Source organism: Paracoccus sp. L-17 (assembly GCF_056857655.1).
In genome coordinates this window covers 13,042-33,439 of record NZ_JBSXNM010000032.1, presented here as the reverse complement: position 1 = coordinate 33,439, position 20,398 = coordinate 13,042, and the positions used below count along the sequence as shown (strand labels likewise).

General features: G+C 67.5%; 20 protein-coding genes. 9 read left to right on the top strand and 11 right to left on the bottom strand.

Annotation, left to right across the window (positions count from 1 at the left end):
* Positions 1-61: 61 nt before the first annotated feature.
* Entirely contained in the window at positions 62-847 is a 786-nt protein-coding gene (locus AC13CR_RS06370) for an FCD domain-containing protein (protein ID WP_292959050.1), read from the top strand.
* Here AC13CR_RS06370 and AC13CR_RS06365 read toward each other — a convergent pair.
* The 4 genes from AC13CR_RS06365 to AC13CR_RS06350 are packed head-to-tail and all read right to left on the bottom strand — an operon-like array spanning position 844 to position 4,461.
* Positions 844-2,346 carry a tripartite tricarboxylate transporter permease gene (locus AC13CR_RS06365; RefSeq protein WP_292959052.1) on the bottom strand — a complete coding sequence of 501 codons (1,503 nt, stop codon included), beginning with the start codon at positions 2,344-2,346 and terminating at the stop codon, positions 844-846. The two genes, AC13CR_RS06370 and AC13CR_RS06365, sit on opposite strands and share 4 nt — an antisense overlap.
* A 1-nt stretch (position 2,347) precedes the next feature.
* Positions 2,348-2,779 carry a tripartite tricarboxylate transporter TctB family protein gene (locus tag AC13CR_RS06360; protein ID WP_292959054.1) on the bottom strand — a complete coding sequence of 144 codons (432 nt, stop codon included), beginning with the start codon at positions 2,777-2,779 and terminating at the stop codon, positions 2,348-2,350.
* Positions 2,776-3,741 carry a Bug family tripartite tricarboxylate transporter substrate binding protein gene (locus AC13CR_RS06355; RefSeq protein ID WP_292959056.1) on the bottom strand — a complete coding sequence of 322 codons (966 nt, stop codon included), beginning with the start codon at positions 3,739-3,741 and terminating at the stop codon, positions 2,776-2,778. The genes AC13CR_RS06360 and AC13CR_RS06355 overlap by 4 nt, the downstream gene beginning before the upstream one ends.
* A 33-nt stretch (positions 3,742-3,774) precedes the next feature.
* Entirely contained in the window at positions 3,775-4,461 is a 687-nt protein-coding gene (locus tag AC13CR_RS06350) for a GntR family transcriptional regulator (RefSeq protein WP_292959058.1), read from the bottom strand.
* A gap of 74 nt (positions 4,462-4,535) precedes the next feature.
* Between AC13CR_RS06350 and AC13CR_RS06345 the strand changes: the two genes are divergently transcribed.
* Positions 4,536-5,489, top strand: a complete 954-nt coding sequence (locus AC13CR_RS06345; protein WP_292959060.1) for a hydroxymethylglutaryl-CoA lyase — start codon at positions 4,536-4,538, stop codon at positions 5,487-5,489.
* Complete coding sequence (locus AC13CR_RS06340) at positions 5,482-6,681, top strand: CaiB/BaiF CoA transferase family protein (RefSeq protein WP_292959062.1); 1,200 nt, start codon at positions 5,482-5,484, stop codon at positions 6,679-6,681. Before AC13CR_RS06345 ends, AC13CR_RS06340 begins: the two co-directional genes overlap by 8 nt.
* Before the next feature lie 107 nt (positions 6,682-6,788).
* Here the strand turns inward: AC13CR_RS06340 and AC13CR_RS06335 are convergent, their stop codons facing one another.
* Both AC13CR_RS06335 and AC13CR_RS06330 read right to left on the bottom strand, forming a co-directional pair.
* Positions 6,789-7,748, bottom strand: coding sequence for an acetyl-CoA carboxylase carboxyltransferase subunit alpha (locus AC13CR_RS06335; protein ID WP_335661947.1), 960 nt, complete (start codon positions 7,746-7,748; stop codon positions 6,789-6,791).
* A gap of 162 nt (positions 7,749-7,910) precedes the next feature.
* Entirely contained in the window at positions 7,911-9,161 is a 1,251-nt protein-coding gene (locus AC13CR_RS06330; protein ID WP_414692194.1) for an RsmB/NOP family class I SAM-dependent RNA methyltransferase, read from the bottom strand.
* A gap of 70 nt (positions 9,162-9,231) precedes the next feature.
* Here AC13CR_RS06330 and AC13CR_RS06325 point away from each other — a divergent pair, with 70 nt between their 5' ends.
* The 5 genes from AC13CR_RS06325 (at position 9,232) to AC13CR_RS06305 (ending at position 15,645) form a co-directional block, all read left to right on the top strand.
* Positions 9,232-9,408 carry a DUF1674 domain-containing protein gene (locus AC13CR_RS06325; RefSeq protein WP_292959066.1) on the top strand — a complete coding sequence of 59 codons (177 nt, stop codon included), beginning with the start codon at positions 9,232-9,234 and terminating at the stop codon, positions 9,406-9,408.
* A gap of 14 nt (positions 9,409-9,422) precedes the next feature.
* Positions 9,423-10,757: an amidase gene (locus tag AC13CR_RS06320; protein ID WP_292959068.1), complete on the top strand. Its 1,335-nt coding sequence runs from the start codon at positions 9,423-9,425 to the stop codon at positions 10,755-10,757.
* Positions 10,758-10,905: 148 nt separating this feature from the next.
* Complete coding sequence (locus tag AC13CR_RS06315; protein ID WP_446233792.1) at positions 10,906-12,099, top strand: aminotransferase class I/II-fold pyridoxal phosphate-dependent enzyme; 1,194 nt, start codon at positions 10,906-10,908, stop codon at positions 12,097-12,099.
* Positions 12,100-12,119: 20 nt separating this feature from the next.
* Positions 12,120-14,744, top strand: a complete 2,625-nt coding sequence (locus tag AC13CR_RS06310) for a DNA translocase FtsK (RefSeq protein WP_292959072.1) — start codon at positions 12,120-12,122, stop codon at positions 14,742-14,744.
* 169 nt (positions 14,745-14,913) lie between these two features.
* Positions 14,914-15,645 carry a DUF2268 domain-containing putative Zn-dependent protease gene (locus AC13CR_RS06305; protein ID WP_292959074.1) on the top strand — a complete coding sequence of 244 codons (732 nt, stop codon included), beginning with the start codon at positions 14,914-14,916 and terminating at the stop codon, positions 15,643-15,645.
* Here AC13CR_RS06305 and AC13CR_RS06300 read toward each other — a convergent pair whose 3' ends face one another.
* The 5 genes from AC13CR_RS06300 to AC13CR_RS06280 all read right to left on the bottom strand — a co-directional run bounded on the left by AC13CR_RS06300 (position 15,646) and on the right by AC13CR_RS06280 (position 18,929).
* Positions 15,646-16,317, bottom strand: coding sequence for a rhomboid family intramembrane serine protease (locus tag AC13CR_RS06300; RefSeq protein WP_293767455.1), 672 nt, complete (start codon positions 16,315-16,317; stop codon positions 15,646-15,648).
* Complete coding sequence (locus tag AC13CR_RS06295; RefSeq protein ID WP_292959078.1) at positions 16,310-16,507, bottom strand: Trm112 family protein; 198 nt, start codon at positions 16,505-16,507, stop codon at positions 16,310-16,312. The genes AC13CR_RS06300 and AC13CR_RS06295 overlap by 8 nt, the downstream gene beginning before the upstream one ends.
* Positions 16,504-17,133 (bottom strand): LON peptidase substrate-binding domain-containing protein, encoded by a 630-nt coding sequence (locus AC13CR_RS06290; RefSeq protein WP_292959080.1) that lies wholly within the window; start codon positions 17,131-17,133, stop codon positions 16,504-16,506. The genes AC13CR_RS06295 and AC13CR_RS06290 overlap by 4 nt, the downstream gene beginning before the upstream one ends.
* A gap of 11 nt (positions 17,134-17,144) precedes the next feature.
* Complete coding sequence (gene trxA / locus AC13CR_RS06285; protein WP_414692196.1) at positions 17,145-18,056, bottom strand: thioredoxin; 912 nt, start codon at positions 18,054-18,056, stop codon at positions 17,145-17,147.
* Positions 18,057-18,143: 87 nt separating this feature from the next.
* The gene (locus AC13CR_RS06280; RefSeq protein WP_292959084.1) at positions 18,144-18,929 is read right to left on the bottom strand and encodes an exodeoxyribonuclease III; all 786 of its coding nucleotides are present in this window, start codon (positions 18,927-18,929) and stop codon (positions 18,144-18,146) included.
* A 151-nt stretch (positions 18,930-19,080) separates the two neighbouring features.
* On the opposite strand from AC13CR_RS06280, the gene AC13CR_RS06275 reads away from it, so the two are divergent.
* Positions 19,081-20,397, top strand: a complete 1,317-nt coding sequence (locus AC13CR_RS06275; protein WP_292978286.1) for an MFS transporter — start codon at positions 19,081-19,083, stop codon at positions 20,395-20,397.
* The last annotated feature ends 1 nt before the right edge of the window (position 20,398 follow it).

Here is a 20,398-nt window from a genome sequence, read left to right as displayed (position 1 = left end):
GGTTGCAGCGCAGAGCGTTTCGTAAAAGGATGCCCCAGCCCGGCCCATCATGCGAGTCCCGATGTCCGATCCCAGCATCAAGCCCGAACGCGCCGCCGATTCTGTCGCGCGGCATCTGGAAACGCTGATCCTCGAAGGTTCGCTGCGCCCCGGAGAGGCGCTGCTGCCCGAACGCGATCTGGCCCTGGCGCTGGAGGTGTCGCGGCCGACCCTGCGCGAGGCCTTGAAGATGCTGGCGGATCGCGGGCTGCTGGAGCCTGTCAGGGGCCGCGGGATCCGCGTGGCGTCGCTGGGTCGCGAGGCGATCGCGGATCCGCTGATGGCCTTGCTGGAGGCGCGGCCCGACGTGGCCGACGACTACCTCGAATTTCGCGGCATCGTCGAAAGCCAGGCGGCGGCGATGGCGGCGGAACGGGCGAACCGGGTCGATCTGGACCTGATCCGCGCCTGTCTGGACCGGATCGACGCGGCCCATGCGGGTGGCGATCCCGACGACGAGGCAGCGGCCGATGCGGCCCTGCATCAGAACATCTGCGAGGCCAGCCACAACCTGGTCCTGTTGCAGATCATGCGGGCGCTGTCGGGCAATCTGCGCAGCGACGTGACAAAGAACCGCGCGCGCCTGTTCGCCCTGCCCGCGATCCGCGATTTGCTGCGCGACCAGCACCGGGCCATCGCGCAGGCGATTCTGGATCGCGACCCGGCACGCGCGCGAAACGCCGCGCAGACGCATCTGGATTACGTGCGCGAGGCCGTGCTTGGCATCGAGGCGGCCGAGGCCCGGCTTGACCTGTCGCTGCGACGCTCGCGCAGCGGCGGGCTGGGCCGGCGCCCCGGCGGCGCCTAATCCTCGGTTTCGGGGATCGGCATCATCCGGCGCCGCGACAGCCACAGCGACAGGGCCAGAAAGGCCGCCGTCAGCGCATAGATCGCCAGCGCGATCGGGCTTTGCAGCAGGATCAGGAAATCCCCGCCCGAGATGGACAGCGCCCGGCGCAGGTTGTTTTCCATGTCCATGCCCAGCAGCAGGCCCAGAACCACCGGCACCAGCGAGAAATCCAGCTTGCGCAACACGAAGCCCAGAATTCCGAAGCCGACCATCACCATCAGGTCGAACGCCGCATGGGTGATGGCATAGACGCCCAGATAGCTGATCGCGACGACCAGCGGCATCAGGCCCCAGGCGGGCAGGCCCAGCACGCGGGTGAACAGGCCGATCAGCGGCAGGTTCAGCACCAACAGCACGAAATTCGCCAGATACAGCGCCGCAACCAGACCCCAGACCAGATCCGGGCTGCGCTGGAACAGCAGCGGCCCCGGCTGGATGTTCAGCGAGATCAGCATGGCCAGCATCACCGCAGTCGTCCCCGATCCCGGCACGCCCAGCGTCAGCATCGGGATCAATGCTCCGCCGCTGGCCGCGTTGTTGCCGGCCTCGGGCGCGGCGACACCGCGCGGATCGCCCTTGCCGAAGGTGCCCTTGTCGCTGATCCGCTTTTCGAAACTGTAGGACATGACCGCGCCCAGCGAGGCGCCCGCGCCGGGCAGGATACCGGCGATGAAACCGATGATCGAGCCGCGAAAGGATGCGCCCAGCCCCTCCCTGATGCGGGAAAAGCGCGGAAAGACGCTGCCTTTCGGGACCAGCCCGCCGCCATGGGCCCGGGCTTCCAGGAAGAACAGGATCTCCGAGATGGCGAACAGGCCCACCAGCGCCACGATCGGATCGAACCCGTCATAAAGATTGAAGCTGCCGAACGTATAGCGGGCCACCCCGGTCGATGGGTCAAGGCCCACCGTCCCCAGCATCAGCCCCAGCAGCGCCGCCAGCAGCGTCTTGCGGGGATCGCTGCCGGTGATGCCGCCGATCGTGGCGAAGGCCATCACATACAGCGCGAAGTAATCCGCCGGGCCGAAATAGATGGCGGCCTTGGCCAGCAGCGGCGCGAACAGGGTCAGCCCGATCGTGGCCAGCGTCGCGCCGATGAACGAGGCCACGCCCGAAATCGCCAGCGCGTCGGCCGCCTGACCCTTCCTCGCCATCGGAAAGCCGTCCAGGGTGGTCATGATCGCGGGCTCGTCACCCGGAATGTTCAGCAGGATCGCGCTGATCCGCCCGCCATACATGCAACCGTAATAGACCGCCGACAGCAGGATCATCGACGAGGTGGCGTCCAGCCCGAAGGCGAAGGTCAGCGGAATCAGGATCGCCACGCCATTGACGGGCCCCAGCCCCGGCAGCGCGCCGATCAGCGTGCCGGCGAAACAGCCACCCACGATCAGCGCCAGATTGATCGGCAGCGCCGCGACGGCAAAGCCCGCCCAGAGCGAATTCAGAATGTCCATCCTAGCCGAACCACGTTCCAAGCAACGGCAGGGGCAGGCCCATCAGCCGGTCGAACAGAAGATAGAGGCCGGGCGCGGCGATACCGGCCGTCGCAAGGCCCGGCAGCACGGGCGCGCCCATCAGCAGGCCAAGACCCAGCACCGCCCCGAAGGTCGTGGGCACGAAGCCCGCGGGCTCCAGCAGCAGGGCATAGCCGATCAGGATCGCCATCGCCGCCGCCTGCCGCGCAAGGCCGGCCGAACCGGCCCATTCGGCGTTGTGAGCAGGCCAGATGATCAGCGTCAGGCCCAGCAGGATGGCCGGGATACCGATCACGCGCGGAAAGATGGCAGGCCCCAGCGGATCGCCGAAGCCTGCCGTGTATCCGGCCGACAGCCAGACATAGCCGGCCGCCAGCACGAAAAAAGCCAGTCCGGCCAGCCGGTCTGTCACTGAATGACCCCGATCCGGCGCGAGATATCGGCCATCTCCTTTTCCTGTTGGGCGACATAGTCGGCGAATTCCTGGCCGCCGCGCCAGATCGGCTCCAGTCCGCTGGACCTGGCGGTTTCCTGCCAGCCGTCGGATTCATAGAGCTTTTGCAGCTTGTCCACCCAGGCCTGGTAATCCTCGTCGCTGACATCGCCTCCGGTATAGAAGCCGCGCCAGTTGTAGCCGGTCACGTCGTAGCCTTGCGACTTGGCCGTGGGCAGGTCCGGAAAGGCCGAGACCGGCTGGTCCGACAGCACAGCCAGAACCCGGATATCGCCCGATTCGACAAAGCCCTTGATCTCACCCAGGTCGGCCGAGACGACCTGCACCTGACCGCCCATCATCTGCGTCACCGCCGGGCCGCCACCGTCGAACTGCACCCAGCGGATGCCGGTCAGATCCTCGATACCCGCGGCCTGCGCCAGCATCATCAGGCGGATATGATCCCAGCCGCCCGCCCCGGTCGAACCCGAGGTGACGACCGAGGCCGGATCGGCCTTCAGCGCCTCCAGCAGCTGGTCCAGCGACTCGTAGGGGCTGTCCTTGGCGACCGCGATGATGCCGACATCGGCGCCCAGCATCGCCAGCCAGCGCATCGTGCCGATATCCGAGGGGTATTTGCCCTGCGCGATCTGCGTCACGCCGACGGTCGAGGTGGCGACGATCAATTCGGGATCGTCGGCCCGCTTCGAGGCCACATTGGCCCATGCCACCGCGCCCACGCCGCCCGGCATGTTCGTCACCTGAACGTTGCCGTCGACCAGCTTTTCCTCGGACAGAAGGCGGCCGACCTCGCGGCAGGTAAAGTCCCAGCCGCCGCCGGGATCGGCCGGGGCGATGCATTCGGCGCCCAGGGCTGGCAGGGCGAACAGCATCGCCGCCCCGATCCCCGCGACCTTCAATCCGTTCAGTTTCCAGATCATCCTTGTCCTCCCTCGATGATGATGATGGTTCGTCTAGCCGCCGACGACTCCGCGACGACCGATAAAGCGTCGTGCGTTCCGGATCGTGTCAAGAACTTCCAGCCGCACATCGGCGGAATGGGCCAGGACCGCGCGGGCGGCACCGTCGCCGTCGCCCGCAGCGATCAGGTCCAGGATCCGGCTGTGGTCGCGATGCGTCGTGGCGCGGCCTTCGTCGGATGCAAAGCTGAGCCAGCGCGCCCGCAGCGTCCGCGTGGTCACGTCCTGCATCGCCGCCGTGATGCAGCGATTGCGCGACAGGGCGGCGCAGCGGACATGAAAGTCCAGAGCCATGTCCAGCCAGCGTTCCGGCGTGAACTCGTCATGGCTGAAATTGATGCTGTGGCGAATGGCGACGATCTCGTCCGGCTGCGCCAGGCGCGCGGCCAGCCTGACGGCCTGCGGCTCGACGATGTCACGAAAGGCGAAAACCTCGTCGATCTCGTCGATGTCGAAGGGGGCGATGGCATAGCTGCGCCCCTCGCGCACCACCAGCCCGTCGCGGACCAGATTGAAAAGCGCCTCGCGGATCGGGGTGCGCGAGACCGCGAACCTGGCCTCCAGCGCGCGTTCGCTGATCGCTTCGCCCGGTACCAGATCCAGCGACAGGATCGCAAAACGCAGCCGCGACAGCAGATCGCGGTCGCCGTTCGTCTCGCCGATGCTCGTCTGTGCCGTCATTGACGCCTCCCCATCCGTTGGTATACCGGTCTGGCATTCAATTGCAACGCTGTTGGCCAACAAAGGGGGTTCGGATGCAGAACAGGGTGGCGGGCTTTCCCGATCGTGCCGTGATCACCGAGGTCGGGCCGCGTGACGGGCTGCAATCCGAGCCGGTCTTCGTGCCGACAAAGCGCAAGATCGCGCTGGTCCAGGCGCTGCTGGATGCCGGGCTGCGGCGGTTCGAGGTGACATCCTTCGTCTCGCCCCGCGCGGTGCCGCAGATGCGCGATGCCGCCGAGGTGATGGCCGCGTTCCGCGACCGCCAGGACGCGCATCTGACGGCGCTTGTGCCCAATGCGCGCGGCGCGGCGGCGGCAATCGAGGCGGGCGTGGATGCAATGGTGCTGTTCGCCTCGGCCTCGGAAAGCCACAATCTGAAGAACGTGAACCGCAGCCGAGCCGAATCGCTGAAGGGTTTCGCCGAGATTGCCGCGCTGGCCCAGGGCACCGGCGTCGCGCTGCAAGGCGCCATTGCCACTGCCTTCGGTTGCCCGTTCGAGGGCGATGTGGACGTGGCCGCGGTGATCGATCAGGCCGCAGCCTATCGCGATCTGGGAATGGATTACATCACGCTGGGCGACACCACCGGCATGGCTACGCCCGCACTGGTGGTGCAGCGGATCGAGGCGCTGCGCCCGGTTCTGCCCGGCGTCGATCTGGCTCTGCATTTCCACAATACGCGCGGCGTCGGGCTGGCCTGCGCCTATGCCGGGCTTTCGCTGGGCGTGACGCACTACGAATCCAGCATCGGCGGGTTGGGGGGATGCCCCTTCGTGCCGCGCGCGACAGGCAACGTCGCGACCGAGGATCTGGTCTATCTGTTCCACGAAAGCGGCGTCGCGACGGGCACCGATCTGGACCGGCTGATCGCGGCTGCGCAGTTGGCCGAGACCGCTGTCGGCCGGGAATTGCCCGGCCAGGTGATGAAGGCCGGGCCACGCCTGCAGACCGCCCGGATGGACAGCGTCAGGACCGCCAATGGCTGAACCGGTGAAAGGTCCGCTGGAAGGATTGCGCGTCATCGACCTGACCCGCGTACTGTCGGGGCCCTTCTGCACCATGATTCTGGGCGATCTGGGCGCCGACGTGATCAAGATCGAGCCGCCCAAGGGCGATCCGGTCCGCGCACAGGGCACGATGACCGACGGCCATTCGGGCTATTTCGCGGGGTTCAACCGCAACAAGCGCTCGGTCGTGCTGGATCTCTATGGCGAGGAGGGCAAGATGGTCCTGCGCCGCCTGCTGGCCGGGGCCGATGTGCTGGTCGAGAATTTCCGCCCCGGCACCCTGGACAGGATGGGGCTGGATCCGGGGGCGCTGAAGGCGCTGAACCCCCGGCTGATCGTGGCCAGCGTCAACGGCTATGGCAGCAGCGGCCCCTATGTCGATCGGCCCGCCTTCGATTTCATCGCCCAGGCGATGAGCGGGTTCATGGGCGTGAACGGCGAACCGGGCGGGCCGCCGATGCGGGCGGCGGCGCCGATCAGCGATCTGGTCGCGGGCATCTATGCGGCGCTTGGCGTGCTGGCGGCGGTGATCGGACGCGAAAGGACCGGCCAGGGTCAGGCGGTCGAGGTGGCGATGGTGAACGGGCTCCTCAGCCTGATGGCCTATCTGTCATCGGAATATTTCGCCACCGACGCGGTGCCGCAGCGGACCGGCAACGATCATCCGCTGGTGTATCCCTACGGGCTGTTTCGCTGTGCCGACGGACAGGTCGCGGTGGCCAATTCGCATGACCAGATCCTGCAGCGGTTCCTGGACACGCTGGATCTGGGCTGGGTCATGGCCGATCCGCGCTATGACACCAACCGCAAGCGGATGGCGGCGCGCGAGGAATTGCGCGACCTGATCGACAGCCGGATGGAGGGTCGCAGCCGCGATCACTGGCTGGCCGTCCTGAACGCCGCCGGGGTGCCCTGCGGGATGGTGCAGGATCTGGCGCAGGTCTTTGCCGATCCGCAGATCGCCGCGCAGCAGATGGTGATCGAGGCGCCTTTGCAGGATGGCCCGGCGCTGAAGGTTCTGGGCTTTCCGATCAAGCTGGACGCGACGCCCTGCGCGGTGCATCGCCCGGTCCCGAAACTGGGCGGCGGAACGCGGCAGGTGCTGGTCGAGGCCGGATATTCCCAAGACGAGATCGCGGCGCTGATCGCCTCGGGTGCGGCTGCGGAATAGGGCGGGTCGCGGCGCGCAAAAGGCTGCGGCCGGGTTCTCGACCGGCCCTGTCACGCGACAGCGGCGGCCTGATCGCATCGACGGCGGATGATGGCTTCGGCCCTGCGTCAGGCCAGAGACGAGGCCCCCATGGACAGGAACTTCTGTCGCCGGTCCTTGATCAGATCGGCGGGCTTCCTGCCCGCCAGATCCTTCAGCATCGCGGCGATGTCCTTGCCCACGGCGGCGATGGCGGTCGCGGGCATGCGCTGTGCGCCGCCCACGGGCTCGGGAATGATGCGGTCGATCACGCCCAGCTTCTTCAGATCCTGCGCGGTCAGGCGCAGGGCCTCTGCCGCGTCGCGCATCTTGTCGGCATCCTTCCACAGGATCGAGGCGCAGCCCTCGGGCGAGATCACCGAATAGATGGAATGTTCCAGCATCGCCACCCGGTTCGCCGTGGCGAAGGCCACCGCCCCGCCCGAGCCGCCCTCGCCGACGATGACGCTGACCAGGGGCACGCCGATTTCAAGGCTTTTCTGGGTGCAGCGGGCGATGGCCTCGCTTTGCCCGCGTTCTTCGGCGCCCTTGCCGGGATAGGCGCCGGGCGTATCGACCAGCGTGATCACGGGCAGGCCGAAGCGGTGGGCCATGTCCATCAGCCGGATCGCCTTGCGATAGCCTTCGGGCCGGGCCATGCCGAAATTGTGGTGGATGCGGGATTTGGTGTCATTGCCCTTTTCGTGGCCGATCACCACGCAGGGCGCGTCGTTGAACCGCGCCAGCCCGCCCATCACCGCGTGGTCGTCACCGAAGGCCCGATCGCCCGCCAAAGGCGTGTATTCCGAAAACAGCGCCTCGACATAGTCGCGGCAATGCGGCCGGTCGGGATGGCGCGCGACCTGGGTCTTTCGCCACGGATCGAGGTTCTTGTAGAGATCCTTCAGCAGATCGCCGGCCTTCTTGTCCAGCGCCGCGGCCTCTTTCTCGACATCGACCGCATTGTCGGATTTGCGCGCCATGGCACGCAATTCCTCGGCCTTGCCTTCGATATCGGCCAGCGGCTTTTCGAAATCCAGATAGACCATGTCTAGGGCTGCCTTCGGGCTGTTCGCATTCGCGCCCCTATATGAGCGGGGACGGGGGGAAATGCAACGCGAGGCGGGCGCGGGCCTTCCGGACGGCGGCTGCCGGGATATCGGCCGGCGCCCCGCCTGCGGCACCTTGCGCAAGCCGCCGTCGGGCGCGGATCAGGACAGGCGCAGCCTTGCCATGAAGAACCCGTCCATCCCGCCCCGCTCTGGCCAGTAATCGGGCCGCAGCCGCAGCCCGCCGCCGGTTGTGACCCAGCCAGGGTCGGTTCCCGTCAGCGCGGATGTCTCGACCGTCAGGCCGGGATGCCGCGACAGGGCGGCCGCGATCTGGGCTTCGCCCTCGTCGGGCAGCAGCGAGCAGACCGCATAGACCAGTCGCCCGCCCGCTTGCAGCAGCGACAGCGCATGGTCGATGAGGTGCGCCTGCAGGCCGAGCAGGTCGGCGATGGAGGATCCGTCGCGGCGGAAGGGCAGGTCGGGATGGCGGCGGATCGTGCCCGTCGCGGAACAGGGCGCGTCCAGCAGGATCGCGTCGGGCGCGGTCTCGGGCCGCCAGTCCAGCGCATCGGCGCGGACCAGATCGGCCGCCAGCCCGCAGCGGGCAAGGTTCTGCGCCAACCGCTTCAACCGCGCCGCGCTGATATCGATTGCGGTGACCTGCGCACCGGCGGCGGCCAGTTGCAGTGTCTTGCCGCCCGGCGCGGCGCAGAGATCGGCGATCCGTTCGCCCGGCTGGGGATCCAGCAGGCGCACGGGCAGGGCGGCGGCGGCGTCCTGCACCCACCAGTCGCCCTCGGCGAATCCGGGCAGGGCCGAAACCTGCGCCGGGACGTGCAGCCGCACCGATCCCGTCGGCAGCGCCAGGCCGCCCTCGAACGTCGTGCCGGGTTTCAGAGTCAGGTCCAGCGGCGCACCGGTTTGATGTGCCGCCTCGATCGTCCGGGCCGCGTCCTCGCCCCATGCGGCCACGACCGGATCGCGCAGCCAGCCGGGCAGGCGCTGCGGCGGCAGATCGCCCCAGCCCTGATGCCGGGATACCTTGCGCAGCACGGCATTCACCATGCCCGAGGCCGCCTGTCCGCGCTGGCCCAGGCCGCGGCTCAGCGACACCGCCGCATCGACCACGCCATGGGCCGCGCCGCCCAGTTCCAGCATCTCGACCGTCGCCAGCCGCAGGACATCGGCGACCGGCGGTGCGGGCTTTCGCGTGACATGCAGCGCCAGAACGGCATCGGCGCGATCCCGATGACGCAGGACCTCGGCCGCCAGGCGCCCGGCGCGGGCCTGATCGGCAGGAGGCAGGGCGGCCAGCGCGCCAGCCTGATCCGCCAGCGACAGCCCGTCGCGCACGCCTTGCAGCAGCCGCAGCGCGCCCTTGCGCGCCCCATCCGTTCCCGGCTTTGCCAAACCGCTTTCCTTCGCCTAGATGTTTCTGACAGAGTGACGCGACCCATAATCCCATTCGGCAGAGGTTTCCATGAGCGATCGTCCAGACCTTCCCCCCGCCGCGCGGCGCGCGCTGGCCGAGGCGGCCCGCCGCCGCGAGGAGGCCGCGAAAAAGCCGCCCCTGCCCAAGGAACATGGCGGCCGGGACGGCGCGGAGCCGGTGCGGTTCGGCGATTACGAGAAGAACGGCATCGCCGTCGATTTTTGAATGGGGACTTCCGAATGAAGGACTGGCTGCGCGCCTCAGCGATGGAACAGGGCCGGGCGATCATGGCCGGCCTGCTGGATCCGATCGACCAGACCGAAGCCTATCTGGAGGCGGCGAAGGCCCATCCGGACGGCAGGCGCATCTATGCACGGCTGACCGAGGCGCGCGCCCGCTCCGAGGCCGTCGCCGCCCATGACCGCGCCAAGGACGAATTGCGCCACGGCCTGCTGGACGGGGTGGCGATCAGCTGGAAGGACAATATCGACAGCGGCGGCACCGTGACCGAGGCCGGATCGAAACTGCTGGAGGGCCGGGTGCCGCGCAAGGATGCGGTGGTGCTGTCGCGCGTCGCGCGCGAGGGCCTGGTCTGTCTGGGCAAGACACACATGACCGAACTGGCCTTTTCGGGTCTGGGGCTGAATCCGGTCACGGCGACTCCGCCCAATGCGCTGGATCCTGCGCTGGCGCCCGGCGGGTCGTCATCGGGTGCCGCGGTCTCGGTGGCCCTTGGGCTGGCGGCGGCGGCGGTCGGATCGGATACAGGCGGCTCGATTCGGGTGCCCGCGGCGTGGAACGGGCTGGTCGGGTTCAAGCCCACCCATGACGCGGTGCCGGAAAAGGGCGTGGTGCCGTTGTGCCGCAAGTTCGACGTGGTCGGCCCGATCGCGCGCAGCGTCGAGGATTGCGCCGGATTGCTGGCGCTGATGGCGGGCGACCGCGCCGCCGATCTGGAGGGCGCGACGGTCAGCGGGCTGCGCCTGATGGTGCTGGACGGGTTGCCCTTCGATCAGGCCGAGGAAGGCCCGGTCACCGCCTTCGAGGACGCGCTGCAGCGCCTGTCGAGGGCCGGGGCCACGATCACCCATGTCACGACCGATTGGCTGGATCGCGCCATGGCCCTGTCGCCGCAGCTTTTCGCGCCCGAAGCCTATGGCATCTGGCGGGCGCAGATCGAGGATGCGCCGGAACTGATGTGGAAGCCGATCCTGGAGCGGTTCCGCGGCGGTGCCGAGATCAGCGGTCCCGATTACGTCGCCGCCTGGGAACATCTGACCCGGATCCGGCGCAAGTGGATCAAGGAGGTCGCCTCGGTCCATGACGCGGTGATCCTGCCCACCGTTCCGATCCTGCCCCCCGATGCTGGCAGGCTGATGCAGGACGAGGCCGAATTCGTCCGCGCCAACATGCTGACCCTGCGCAACACCCGCATCGCCAATCTGCTGGGCTTGCCCTCGGTCACGCTGCCGACGGGTCAGCCGGCCTGCGGGCTGATGCTGATGGGCCATGCCGGGCGCGACCGGCATCTGCTGCGCGTCGCGGCGGGGGCCGAGGCCGCGCTGCGGGCCTGACCACGCGGACGGCCGCGTCGAGGGGTATTTGGGCAACGAAGAAGCGCGGTGCGGCTGCTGGCGGGCCGGCTTTCGCTGGACGCAAGCGATTGATGACGCTAATGTCGCGGGTAATGAACGGGGCACAGACCCCGAGAGCGAGGCAGACATGGCAATCCCCGAGCGGTTCTCGAACCTGCCGGAATACGCGTTTCCGCGTTTGCGGGCGCTGTTGTCGGGTATCGAACCCGGCCTGCCGCCCGGCACGGCGCCGATGGTGATGACCATCGGCGAGCCGCGCCATGCCATGCCCGATTTCGTCGCCGATGCGATCTCGACCAGCATCGGCGGTTTCGCAAAATATCCGGTCAACGAGGGCACGTCCGGCCTGCTGGAGGCGATCTCGGGCTGGATCGGGGCGCGGTATGGCGTCGCGGTGCCGCCGCAGCAGATCATGGCGCTGAACGGCACCCGAGAGGGGCTGTTCAACGCGGTCCTTGCCCTGTGCCCCGAGTTGAGCAACGGACAGCGCCCGGCGGTGCTGACGCCCAATCCCTTCTATCAGGTCTATGCGGCCGCGGCGGCGGCCGTCCAGGCCGATTCGATCTTTGTGCCTGCCATCGCCGAGACCGGCGATCTGCCCGATTATGCCGCGCTGCCGGCCGATCTGCTGGACCGGACTGCCATCGCCTTCATCTGTTCGCCAGCCAATCCACAGGGCGCGATCGCCGATCGCGCCTATCTGGAACGGCTGATCGGGCTGGCGGATCAGCACGATTTCCTCGTCTTTTCCGACGAATGCTATTCCGAGATCTACCGTGACACGCCGCCGCCCGGCGCGCTGGAAGTGGCCGATGCAATGGGGTTGACGGACCGGGTGGTGGTGTTCAACTCGTTGTCCAAGCGTTCGAACCTGCCGGGCCTGCGGTCGGGCTTCGTCGCCGCCGGCGAGACGCAGAGCCGGCTTTTGCGGCAGCTCCGCTCGTTTGCCGGCGCGCCGCTGCCGCTGCCGCTGCAAGAGGTGGCCGAGGCGGCCTGGCGCGACGAGGCGCATGTCGAGGCCAGCCGGGCGCTGTATCGACAGAAATACGACATCGCCGACCGGATCCTGGGCAGTGTTCCGGGCTATCGGCCGATCCAGGGCGGTTTTTTCCTGTGGCTGCCGGTCGAGGATGGCGAGGCCGCGGCCCGAAAGCTGTGGTCGCGGGTGGGAATCCAGATTCTGCCGGGGGCGTATCTGTCGCGCGAGGTGGATGGGTTCAATCCGGGCAAGGGTTTTGTGCGGGTGGCGCTGGTCGCGGATGCAGAGGCGACGGACGCCGCGCTGACGCGGTTGCGCGACGTGCTGTACGATGACGGATGAGGCCGGGGAAGGGTAGAGGGATGGCAAGCTGGCAGGCAAAACAACGCGATCCGCTGTTCGACCGGAACACGCAGGCGGCGCTGGAACGGCGTGGCAAGGAACTGGCCGGGGCCGGGCTTGTCGTGCTGGGCGTCATCATCGCGATGATGCTGGGCAGCTGGTCGGCGGATGATCCCAGCTTTCTTTCCGCGACTGACGAGCCGGCGGAAAACCTGCTGGGCAGTATCGGTGCCTATATCGCCTCGCCGCTGATGATGATCGCGGGCTACGGGTCGTGGATGCTGGTCGTGGCGGCCTTTGTCTGGGGGCTGCGGCTGATGCTGCACCGGGGCGAAGACCGGCTGATGCGCGGCATCTTCACGCCGATCGCCGTGGCGCTGGTCTCGGTCTATTTCAGCACCGTCGTGCCGCACGGAGCCTGGCAGCAGACCTACGGCCTTGGCGGGCATTTCGGCGACATGGTGATGGGCGCGCTGCTGAATCTGATGCCGGTCAAGGCTCAGATCGGCATCCGGCTGGCCGCGCTGGTGTTGGCGCTGGCCGCGATCATCGCCATCGCCTTCGTGCTGGGATTCGAACGATCCGAACTGCGCGCGCTGTGGCGGCGGTTTCTGATCGGGCTGATCACCGCCTATGACACGGCCATGCGGTTGGCCGGGCGCGGCGCGCGCGCCTCGGCCGGGATCGCGCGGCGGGCCCGTGACAAGCAGGCCACGGCACCCCGGACGCCTGCGAAAACCGCGCGTGCACCGATCCTGACCCGCCGTCAGCCGGGCAGCGAGGCCGGCCATCGTGATCTCGACGCGGAACTGCCCGAACCCGAACTGATCGAACGCGACGCCGATTACGACGGCGATGCGCCCTCGGCCGACGAGGTCAGCGGCCGCATCAGCGACGCGATACGCAGCCGCTCGGCCAAATCCTCGGTGCTGGCCGCCGTTGCCCGCAGGCTGGTGCGCGAGGGTGCCGTCCCCGATGCAGCGGGCGATCCGCCCGCCCCCGCCGATGCGGCCGATCCCGCGCCCTTTGGCGAAAGCCACGCGCGCAAGCTTACGCCCCCGCGCAAGCCGGTGCCCGCCTCGCGGCAGGCCCGCGCCGAGGCCGAGCCGCAATTGTCCTTTGACGACAATCCCGACGCCTACGAGCGCCCGCCGCTCTCTCTGCTGACCGCGCCTTCGACAATCGAGCGGTTGCAGCTTTCCGACGAGGCGATGATGGAAAACGCCCGGATGCTGGAGGCGGTGCTGGACGATTACGGCGTCAAGGGCCAGATCACCGAGGTGCGGCCCGGTCCGGTCGTCACGCTGTATGAACTGGAGCCTGCGCCGGGGCTGAAGGCATCCCGCGTGATCGGCCTGGCCGACGACATCGCCCGATCCATGTCGGCGCTGTCGGCGCGGGTCTCGACCATGCCGGGACGCACCGTGATCGGGATCGAACTGCCCAATGCGCGACGCGAGAAGGTGATCCTGCGCGAGATTCTGGCCAGCCGCGCCTTTGGCGACGGCACGCAGCCGCTGCCCCTGGCGCTTGGCAAGGATATCGGCGGCGATCCGATCGTGGCGAACCTTGCCAAGATGCCGCATCTGCTGATCGCGGGGACCACCGGTTCGGGCAAGTCGGTGGCGATCAACACGATGATCCTGTCGCTGCTCTACAAGCTGACGCCGGATGAATGTCGGCTCATCATGATCGACCCGAAGATGCTGGAATTGTCGGTCTATGACGGTATCCCGCATCTGCTGTCGCCCGTCGTCACCGATCCCAAGAAGGCCGTCGTGGCGCTGAAATGGGTCGTGGGCGAGATGGAGGAACGCTATCGCAAGATGTCCAAGATGGGGGTGCGCAACATCGAGGGCTACAACGGCCGCGTCCGCGAGGCGCTGTCGAAGAACGAGATGTTCAAGCGCACGGTCCAGACCGGTTTCGATGACGATACCGGCGAGCCGGTCTTCGAGACCGAGGAGTTCCAGCCCGAGACCTTTCCCTATATCGTCGTGATCGTGGACGAAATGGCCGACCTGATGATGGTCGCCGGCAAGGAAATCGAGGCCTGCATCCAGCGTCTGGCGCAGATGGCGCGGGCATCGGGCATCCATCTGATCATGGCCACGCAGCGCCCCTCCGTCGATGTCATCACCGGCACGATCAAGGCCAACTTCCCGACCCGTATCAGCTTTCAGGTCACCTCCAAGATCGACAGCCGCACCATCCTGGGCGAGCAGGGCGCCGAGCAATTGCTGGGCCAGGGCGACATGCTGTATATGGGCACCGGCAGTCGCGTGAACCGCATCCACGGGCCGTTCGTTTCCGACGAAGAGGTCGAAGAGGTCGTGAACCATCTGAAATCCTTCGGCCCGCCCAGCTACAAATCCGGCGTCGTCGAGGGCCCGGATGACGAGAAGGCCGACGATATCGACGCGGTGCTGGGCCTTGGCAGCGGCGATAACGGCGATGACGCCCTTTACGACCAGGCGGTGATGATCGTGGCCAGGGACCGCAAATGTTCCACCTCCTACATCCAGCGCAAGCTGGCCATCGGCTATAACAAGGCCGCGCGGCTGGTCGAGCAGATGGAGGATCAGGGCGTCGTCAGCAGCGCCAATCATGTCGGCAAGCGCGAGGTCCTGGTGCCCGAGATGTGAGCCTTTCGCCAGGTGCGGCTTGATCAGGACGGTACGGCCGGACCCAAGGACCTCCTCGCCTGATGGGTCGGTGTGTCACTGGCGTCATCTTGCGCAACCTTGCCGATGACCGCTGCCTGGCGCCGCTTGCCGCTGGCGCGTCGCTTTCGAACCTGCGAAAATACCTGCCATGACGGTCTGGAACATTCATCTTCTGAACGCGCGCAATGATCTGACGCGCATCATGCCTCAGCTTCGTGCCACGCTGCGGGACGCGGTGGCCCGGACGCAGGGCCACGCCGATCTGCCGCGTTTCGATCTGATCGTGCGCGCGGGCGGCGATGTCATTCCGGAATGGGGAATCGGGGGCCATGCCCCGGCGCCGGGGCTGATCCAGATCAGCCTGAACCCCGACCGATTCGATTCCGGCCTGATGCTGCGCACGTTGGTTCACGAATTCCACCATCTGATCCGCTGGGACGGGCCGGGCTATGGCAAATCGCTGGGCGAGGCGCTGGTCAGCGAAGGGTTGGCGGGGCATTTCGTGCGGCAGGTTCTGGACGGAAAACCCGATCCCTGGGATGCGGTGACGCCGGCCTCGGGGGCGGCGCGGGCGGCGATGAACGAATGGGCGCGGCTGGGCTATGACCATGCACGCTGGTTCTTCGGAAAGGGCGACCTGCGCAAATGGACCGGCTACGGGCTGGGCCACCGGCTGGTGGCCGAGCATCTGGCGCAGGCGGACGGGACCGAGACTGCGGCGACGCTGGCATGGAGCAAGGCCGACATCTTCCGCGCCGCGATGCGGCGGCTGGTCGGCAGCGACGGCGTGCCTGACGAACGGGAAGATGCGCAAGGCCCGAGGGCCGCGCCGGCCGATCCCGCGCCCGAACCGGAAGACATCGGCCCGAAGCCGGCATGATCAGCGCCGGCGCGTCGCGCGATGGCCGGTGAAGGCGCCCATCATCAGACCGGTGACGGCGCCGCCCAGATGCGCCTCCCAGGCGATCGAGGGGATCAGCACGGTCAGCGCCACGTTCAGCACCACGATCAGCGCCACGCCGCGCCACAACTGGCCCAGCGGGCGATTCAGGCGCCAGCCCGCCACGGCGGCATGGCCGATCAGCGCCCCGGCCAGGCCGAAGATCGCGCCCGAGGCGCCGATCATCGGGCCCGCATCGGGGGCCATCAGTGCAAAGGCCAGGGCCGCGGCGATCTGGCTGACGACATAGACCACAAACATGCGCCGCGCGCCGATCAGAACGTTCAATTCGCGCGCGATGGCCATCAGCGACAGCATGTTCATGGCCAGGTGGGCCAGCCCGGAATGCAGCAGGCCATAGCTGGCGAACATCACCAGCGGCTGAAACGGATAGATGCCGTGACCGGCCCAGAAGACCGGCGACCAGAAGCCGCCCAGGAAATCCGCGGCGCGGCGCAGGCCTCCCAGCCCGACCAGGGGGGCCAGCCAGAAGGCGGCCTCGATCACCGTGCACAGCACCATAACCCCGATCACCCAACGGGGCAGGGGCGGACGCGCGCGACGGGCGCGGACCGTGTTGGGGACGGCGCGGGGCGATTGCATCTCAGTCATCCGCCTTGATCTGGCGCGCCTCGTCGATCAGCATGATGGGGATCCCGGAACGGATCGGAAAGGCCAGCCCGACGGTCTGCGACACCAGTTCCTGCCGGGTCGCGTCATAGCTGAGCCGACCGTGGCTGACCGGGCAGACCAGCGCCTCCAGCATGTGCCGGTCGAAGCCGGGGTGGTCGAGATCGCTCATTGCAGCCGTTCCTCGGTGTCGCCGCCGCCATGCAGCGCGAATTCGATCAGTCCCTGCAACAATTCGCGCCGATCCGCCAGGGTCGGCGATTCCAGCAGCGCCTGCTTGTCCGAATTCGAGAAGGGCAGCATCATCGACAGCGAATTGACCAGCATCTCGTCCTCGGCCTCCTGTGCGGCGCCCCAATCGGTTGACAGCTCGTGCTGCGACAGAAAGCGTTGCAGCAGCGGAAACAGGCGTTCGCGATCCAGACCCGGATCCCGCTCGGGGCCTTTCAGGTCGCGATCGAAGCCGGTCCAGTCGATATGGGCCTGAAGATAGGGCGCGAAACCTTCCTCGATATCGGCGAGCCGGAACCGCGACACCGCCTTGAGCGAGATCATCAGCCGTCCATCATCGGATTCGGAAAAGGCGATGACCCGGCCGGCGCAGCCGATCGTGGCCAGCCCGTCGCCTTCGGGCTGGACCATGCCGATCAGGCGGTGATCGGTCTTCAGCACGTCCTCCATCATCTGAAGATAGCGCGGCTCGAAGATGTGCAGCGGCAGTTTGGCACGCGGCATCAGCACCGCGCCGGGCAGCGGGAACAGCGGAATGCGGGGCGGCAGATCGAAGCGGAATCCCATCAGTTCGCAGATCAGGCGAAGATCATCGAGGACAGGCGCCGGCGGCCACGCCGGCCCAGCGGGTCGGTGGGCTTGAGGCTGTCGAAGATGGTCAGCAACTGCGCCTTGGCCGCGCCATCGTTCCAGTCGCGGTCACGGCGGAAACTCTCCAGCAGCACGTCGATGGCCTCTTCGACCTGACCGGCCGCGTGCAGTGCGGTGGCGTATTCCAGCCGCGCCTGCTGATCGGCGGGATCGGCCTCGACCCGGGCCTGCAATTCGCCCAGCGGCCCGGCACTTTCGGCCTGCTGGGCCAGTTGCAACTGGGCGCGCGCGGCCTCGACCGGGGCGGATTTCGCGGCGGCGTCGGGCACCTGTTGCAGGGTCGATGCGGCGGCGGCGGCATCGCCCGAGGCCAGATGCGCACGGATCAGGCCGCCCCAGGCATCGGCGTTCTCGGGCTCTTCGCCGATGATGGCGGTAAAGGTCTCGGCGGCATCGCCGGCCTCGCCATCCTCCAGCATCTGTTCGGCCGCGGCCAGGGCGTCGGCAAGGCCGTCATCCTGACCCCCGCCCATCGCCGCCAGCTTGTCCACGAATTGCTTCACCTGGCTTTGCGGCACCGCGCCCTGGAAGGCATCGACGGGCTGGCCCTGAAAGAAGGCAAAGACCGTCGGGATCGACTGCACGCGAAGCTGCCCGGCGATCATCTGGTTCTCGTCGACATTGACCTTGGCCATGCGGACGCGTCCCTTGTGGCGCGTGACCTCGGCCTCCAGTTGCGGGCCCAGCGTCTTGCAGGGGCCGCACCACGGCGCCCAGAAATCCACGATCACCGGCACCTGCATCGACGCCTCGACCACCTCGGCCATGAAATCGGCCTCGGTCACGTCCTTGATGAAATCGTCGGTCTTGGGCGCGGTCGCTGCGCCATCGAAAAGCATTGTCATGTCGGCCCCGGATGGTTCGGATCGAATTTCGTTGCCCGCAATATGGGGCCAGATCGTGCCAAGCGAAAGGGTCTGCCGCGCTTACAGATCGAAGCTGGCAAAGACCGGCACGTGATCGCTGGGCTTGTCCCAGCCGCGAACGTCGCGCAGGACACGGCTGCCATGACCGGCATTGGCGATGTCGGGGCTGGCCCAGACGTGATCCAGCCGCCGCCCCTTGTCGGCCGCGTTCCAGTCGGGGGCGCGATAGCTCCACCACGAATAGAGCCGGCCGTCGGGAATGTCCTTGCGGGTGATGTCCACCCATTGGCCCGCATCCTGCGCGGCCAGCAGGTGATCCACCTCGATCGGCGTGTGGCTGACGACCTTCAGAAGCTGCTTGTGCGACCAGACGTCATCCTCGCGCGGGGCGATGTTCAGATCACCCACCAGGATCGACCTGCGCGGGTTGTCGGCGTGAAAGACGTCGCGCATTTCGGTCAGGAAATCCAGCTTCTGCCCGAATTTCACGTTTGCCTCGCGGTCGGGGATGTCGCCGCCGGCGGGCACATACAGGTTGTGGATCACCACACCGTTTTCCAGCCGGGCCGCTACGTGGCGCGCATGGCCAAGCTGCGCATAATCGCGGTCGCCCGCATCCTCGATCGGCAGGCGCGACAGGATCGCAACGCCGTTATAGCCCTTTTGCCCACGCGCGACGATGTGGCCATAGCCAAGCGCCCGGAACTGGTCCAGCGGGATCTTCTCGACCGGCGACTTGCATTCCTGAAGGCACAGGATGTCAGGTGCCTCGTCACGCAGCAATCTCGCGACCAGGCCCTCGCGCAGGCGGACCGAATTGATGTTCCAGGTGGCAAGCGTGAACATGGGATCTCCTTCTTCGGGCGGACCCTAGCGGCGGCGGTTGCCTGTGTCGAGTTGGCGCCGGTGATGCCGCGCTGCCGCAATCACCGCTTGGTGATCGGCTTCCCTAGCGTTAAGAGGCTGAAAAGAATGAACGCGGACAAGAGGGATCGACATGCAGATCACGGTGGACGAGGCGCTGTCGCGCGGTGGCACGGGCCGGTTTCAGGCCCGCCTTCTGGCGATCTTCGGGTTGGTCTGGGCGGCCGATGCGATGCAGGTCATCGCCGTGGGCTTTGCCGCGCCATCGGTCGCGGCCAGTTTCGGGATCGAACGTGTGACCGCTTTCCAGATCGGCACGGTGTTCTTTCTGGGCATGTTCTTCGGCGCCTGGATCTTCGGCCGCCTCGCCGACCGGATCGGGCGGCGGAACCTGCTGATGGCGACCGTGGCGATGGATGCGGTCTTTGGCCTGGCCTCGGTCTTCGCGCAGGATTTCACGTGGCTCCTGGTGCTGCGCTTCCTGACCGGCGCCGCGGTTGGCGGCACCCTGCCGGTCGATTACGCGATGATGGCCGAATTCCTGCCACCCCGGAACCGGGGCCGCTGGCTGGTCTGGCTGGAAGGGTTCTGGGCCATCGGCACCATTGTCATCGCGCTGACGGCATGGATCGCCGCGACCTATGGCGCGGCGGCGCCCTGGCGCTGGATCTTCGCCATCGCCGCGATCCCGGCGCTGATCGGCGTCTTCCTGCGCCTCTGGGTGCCCGAATCGCCGATGTATCTGGTGCGCCAGGGCCGTGCTGCCGAAGCGAAGGCAGTGGTGGACCGGGTGCTGGCCGCCAACGGGATGCAGACCCTGCCGGCGGGTGCCGAACTGATCCCCGCACCGGTTCCGGCCGGCGCCGAGCGGTCGATCTTTTCCGCGATCCTGCGGATGCGGACCATCGGTGTCATGATCGTCTGGTTCCTGGTTTCCGTCAGCTATTACGGCGTCTTCGTCTGGGTGCCGGGTCAGCTTGCGACGGAAGGCTTCGGCTTCGTGCGCGGCTACGGCTTTCTGGTGATCCTGGCGCTGGCGCAGATCCCCGGCTATGCGCTGGCCGCCTGGGGGGTCGAGGCGCTTGGCCGGCGTGCCACGCTGATGGGGTTCCTGATCCTCAGCGCGGCGGGCTGCTTCCTGTTCACCCTGGCATCCGGCACGGCGATGATCGCGGGCGCGCTGATCCTGATGAGCTTTGCGCTGCTGGGCACCTGGGGCGCGCTCTACGCCTTCACGCCCGAGCTGTATCCAACCCACCTGCGCGGCACCGGCATGGGCACAGCCAGCGCCATGGCGCGGCTGGGCGGCATCCTTGCACCCAGCCTGCTGGCGGTTGTCTTTGCCAGGGGCTTCGGCTTTGCCATCGGGGTCTTCGCGGTGCTGCTGCTGGTCGCTGCGGCTGCCCTGCTGCTGGTTCGCGCCGAGACCCGCGACACCGCCATCGGCTGAG

Bases quoted from the DNA above. Each gene is read 5' to 3' on its own strand.
- AC13CR_RS06350 (WP_292959058.1), bottom strand. From the start codon at position 4,461: ATGACGGCACAGACGAGCATCGGCGAGACGAACGGCGACCGCGATCTG.
- AC13CR_RS06280 (WP_292959084.1), bottom strand. From the start codon at position 18,929: ATGTTCACGCTTGCCACCTGGAACATCAATTCGGTCCGCCTGCGCGAG.
- AC13CR_RS06295 (WP_292959078.1), bottom strand. From the start codon at position 16,507: ATGAGCGATCTCGACCACCCCGGCTTCGACCGGCACATGCTGGAGGCG.
- AC13CR_RS06300 (WP_293767455.1), bottom strand. From the start codon at position 16,317: ATGACTGAGATGCAATCGCCCCGCGCCGTCCCCAACACGGTCCGCGCC.
- AC13CR_RS06335 (WP_335661947.1), bottom strand. From the start codon at position 7,748: ATGGTCTATCTGGATTTCGAAAAGCCGCTGGCCGATATCGAAGGCAAG.
- AC13CR_RS06320 (WP_292959068.1), top strand. From the start codon at position 9,423: ATGAAGGACTGGCTGCGCGCCTCAGCGATGGAACAGGGCCGGGCGATC.
- trxA (WP_414692196.1), bottom strand. From the start codon at position 18,056: ATGCTTTTCGATGGCGCAGCGACCGCGCCCAAGACCGACGATTTCATC.
- AC13CR_RS06345 (WP_292959060.1), top strand. From the start codon at position 4,536: ATGCAGAACAGGGTGGCGGGCTTTCCCGATCGTGCCGTGATCACCGAG.
- AC13CR_RS06325 (WP_292959066.1), top strand. From the start codon at position 9,232: ATGAGCGATCGTCCAGACCTTCCCCCCGCCGCGCGGCGCGCGCTGGCC.
- AC13CR_RS06290 (WP_292959080.1), bottom strand. From the start codon at position 17,133: ATGGGATTCCGCTTCGATCTGCCGCCCCGCATTCCGCTGTTCCCGCTG.
- AC13CR_RS06340 (WP_292959062.1), top strand. From the start codon at position 5,482: ATGGCTGAACCGGTGAAAGGTCCGCTGGAAGGATTGCGCGTCATCGAC.
- AC13CR_RS06365 (WP_292959052.1), bottom strand. From the start codon at position 2,346: ATGGACATTCTGAATTCGCTCTGGGCGGGCTTTGCCGTCGCGGCGCTG.
- AC13CR_RS06355 (WP_292959056.1), bottom strand. From the start codon at position 3,741: ATGATCTGGAAACTGAACGGATTGAAGGTCGCGGGGATCGGGGCGGCG.
- AC13CR_RS06275 (WP_292978286.1), top strand. From the start codon at position 19,081: ATGCAGATCACGGTGGACGAGGCGCTGTCGCGCGGTGGCACGGGCCGG.
- AC13CR_RS06305 (WP_292959074.1), top strand. From the start codon at position 14,914: ATGACGGTCTGGAACATTCATCTTCTGAACGCGCGCAATGATCTGACG.
- AC13CR_RS06370 (WP_292959050.1), top strand. From the start codon at position 62: ATGTCCGATCCCAGCATCAAGCCCGAACGCGCCGCCGATTCTGTCGCG.
- AC13CR_RS06315 (WP_446233792.1), top strand. From the start codon at position 10,906: ATGGCAATCCCCGAGCGGTTCTCGAACCTGCCGGAATACGCGTTTCCG.
- AC13CR_RS06310 (WP_292959072.1), top strand. From the start codon at position 12,120: ATGGCAAGCTGGCAGGCAAAACAACGCGATCCGCTGTTCGACCGGAAC.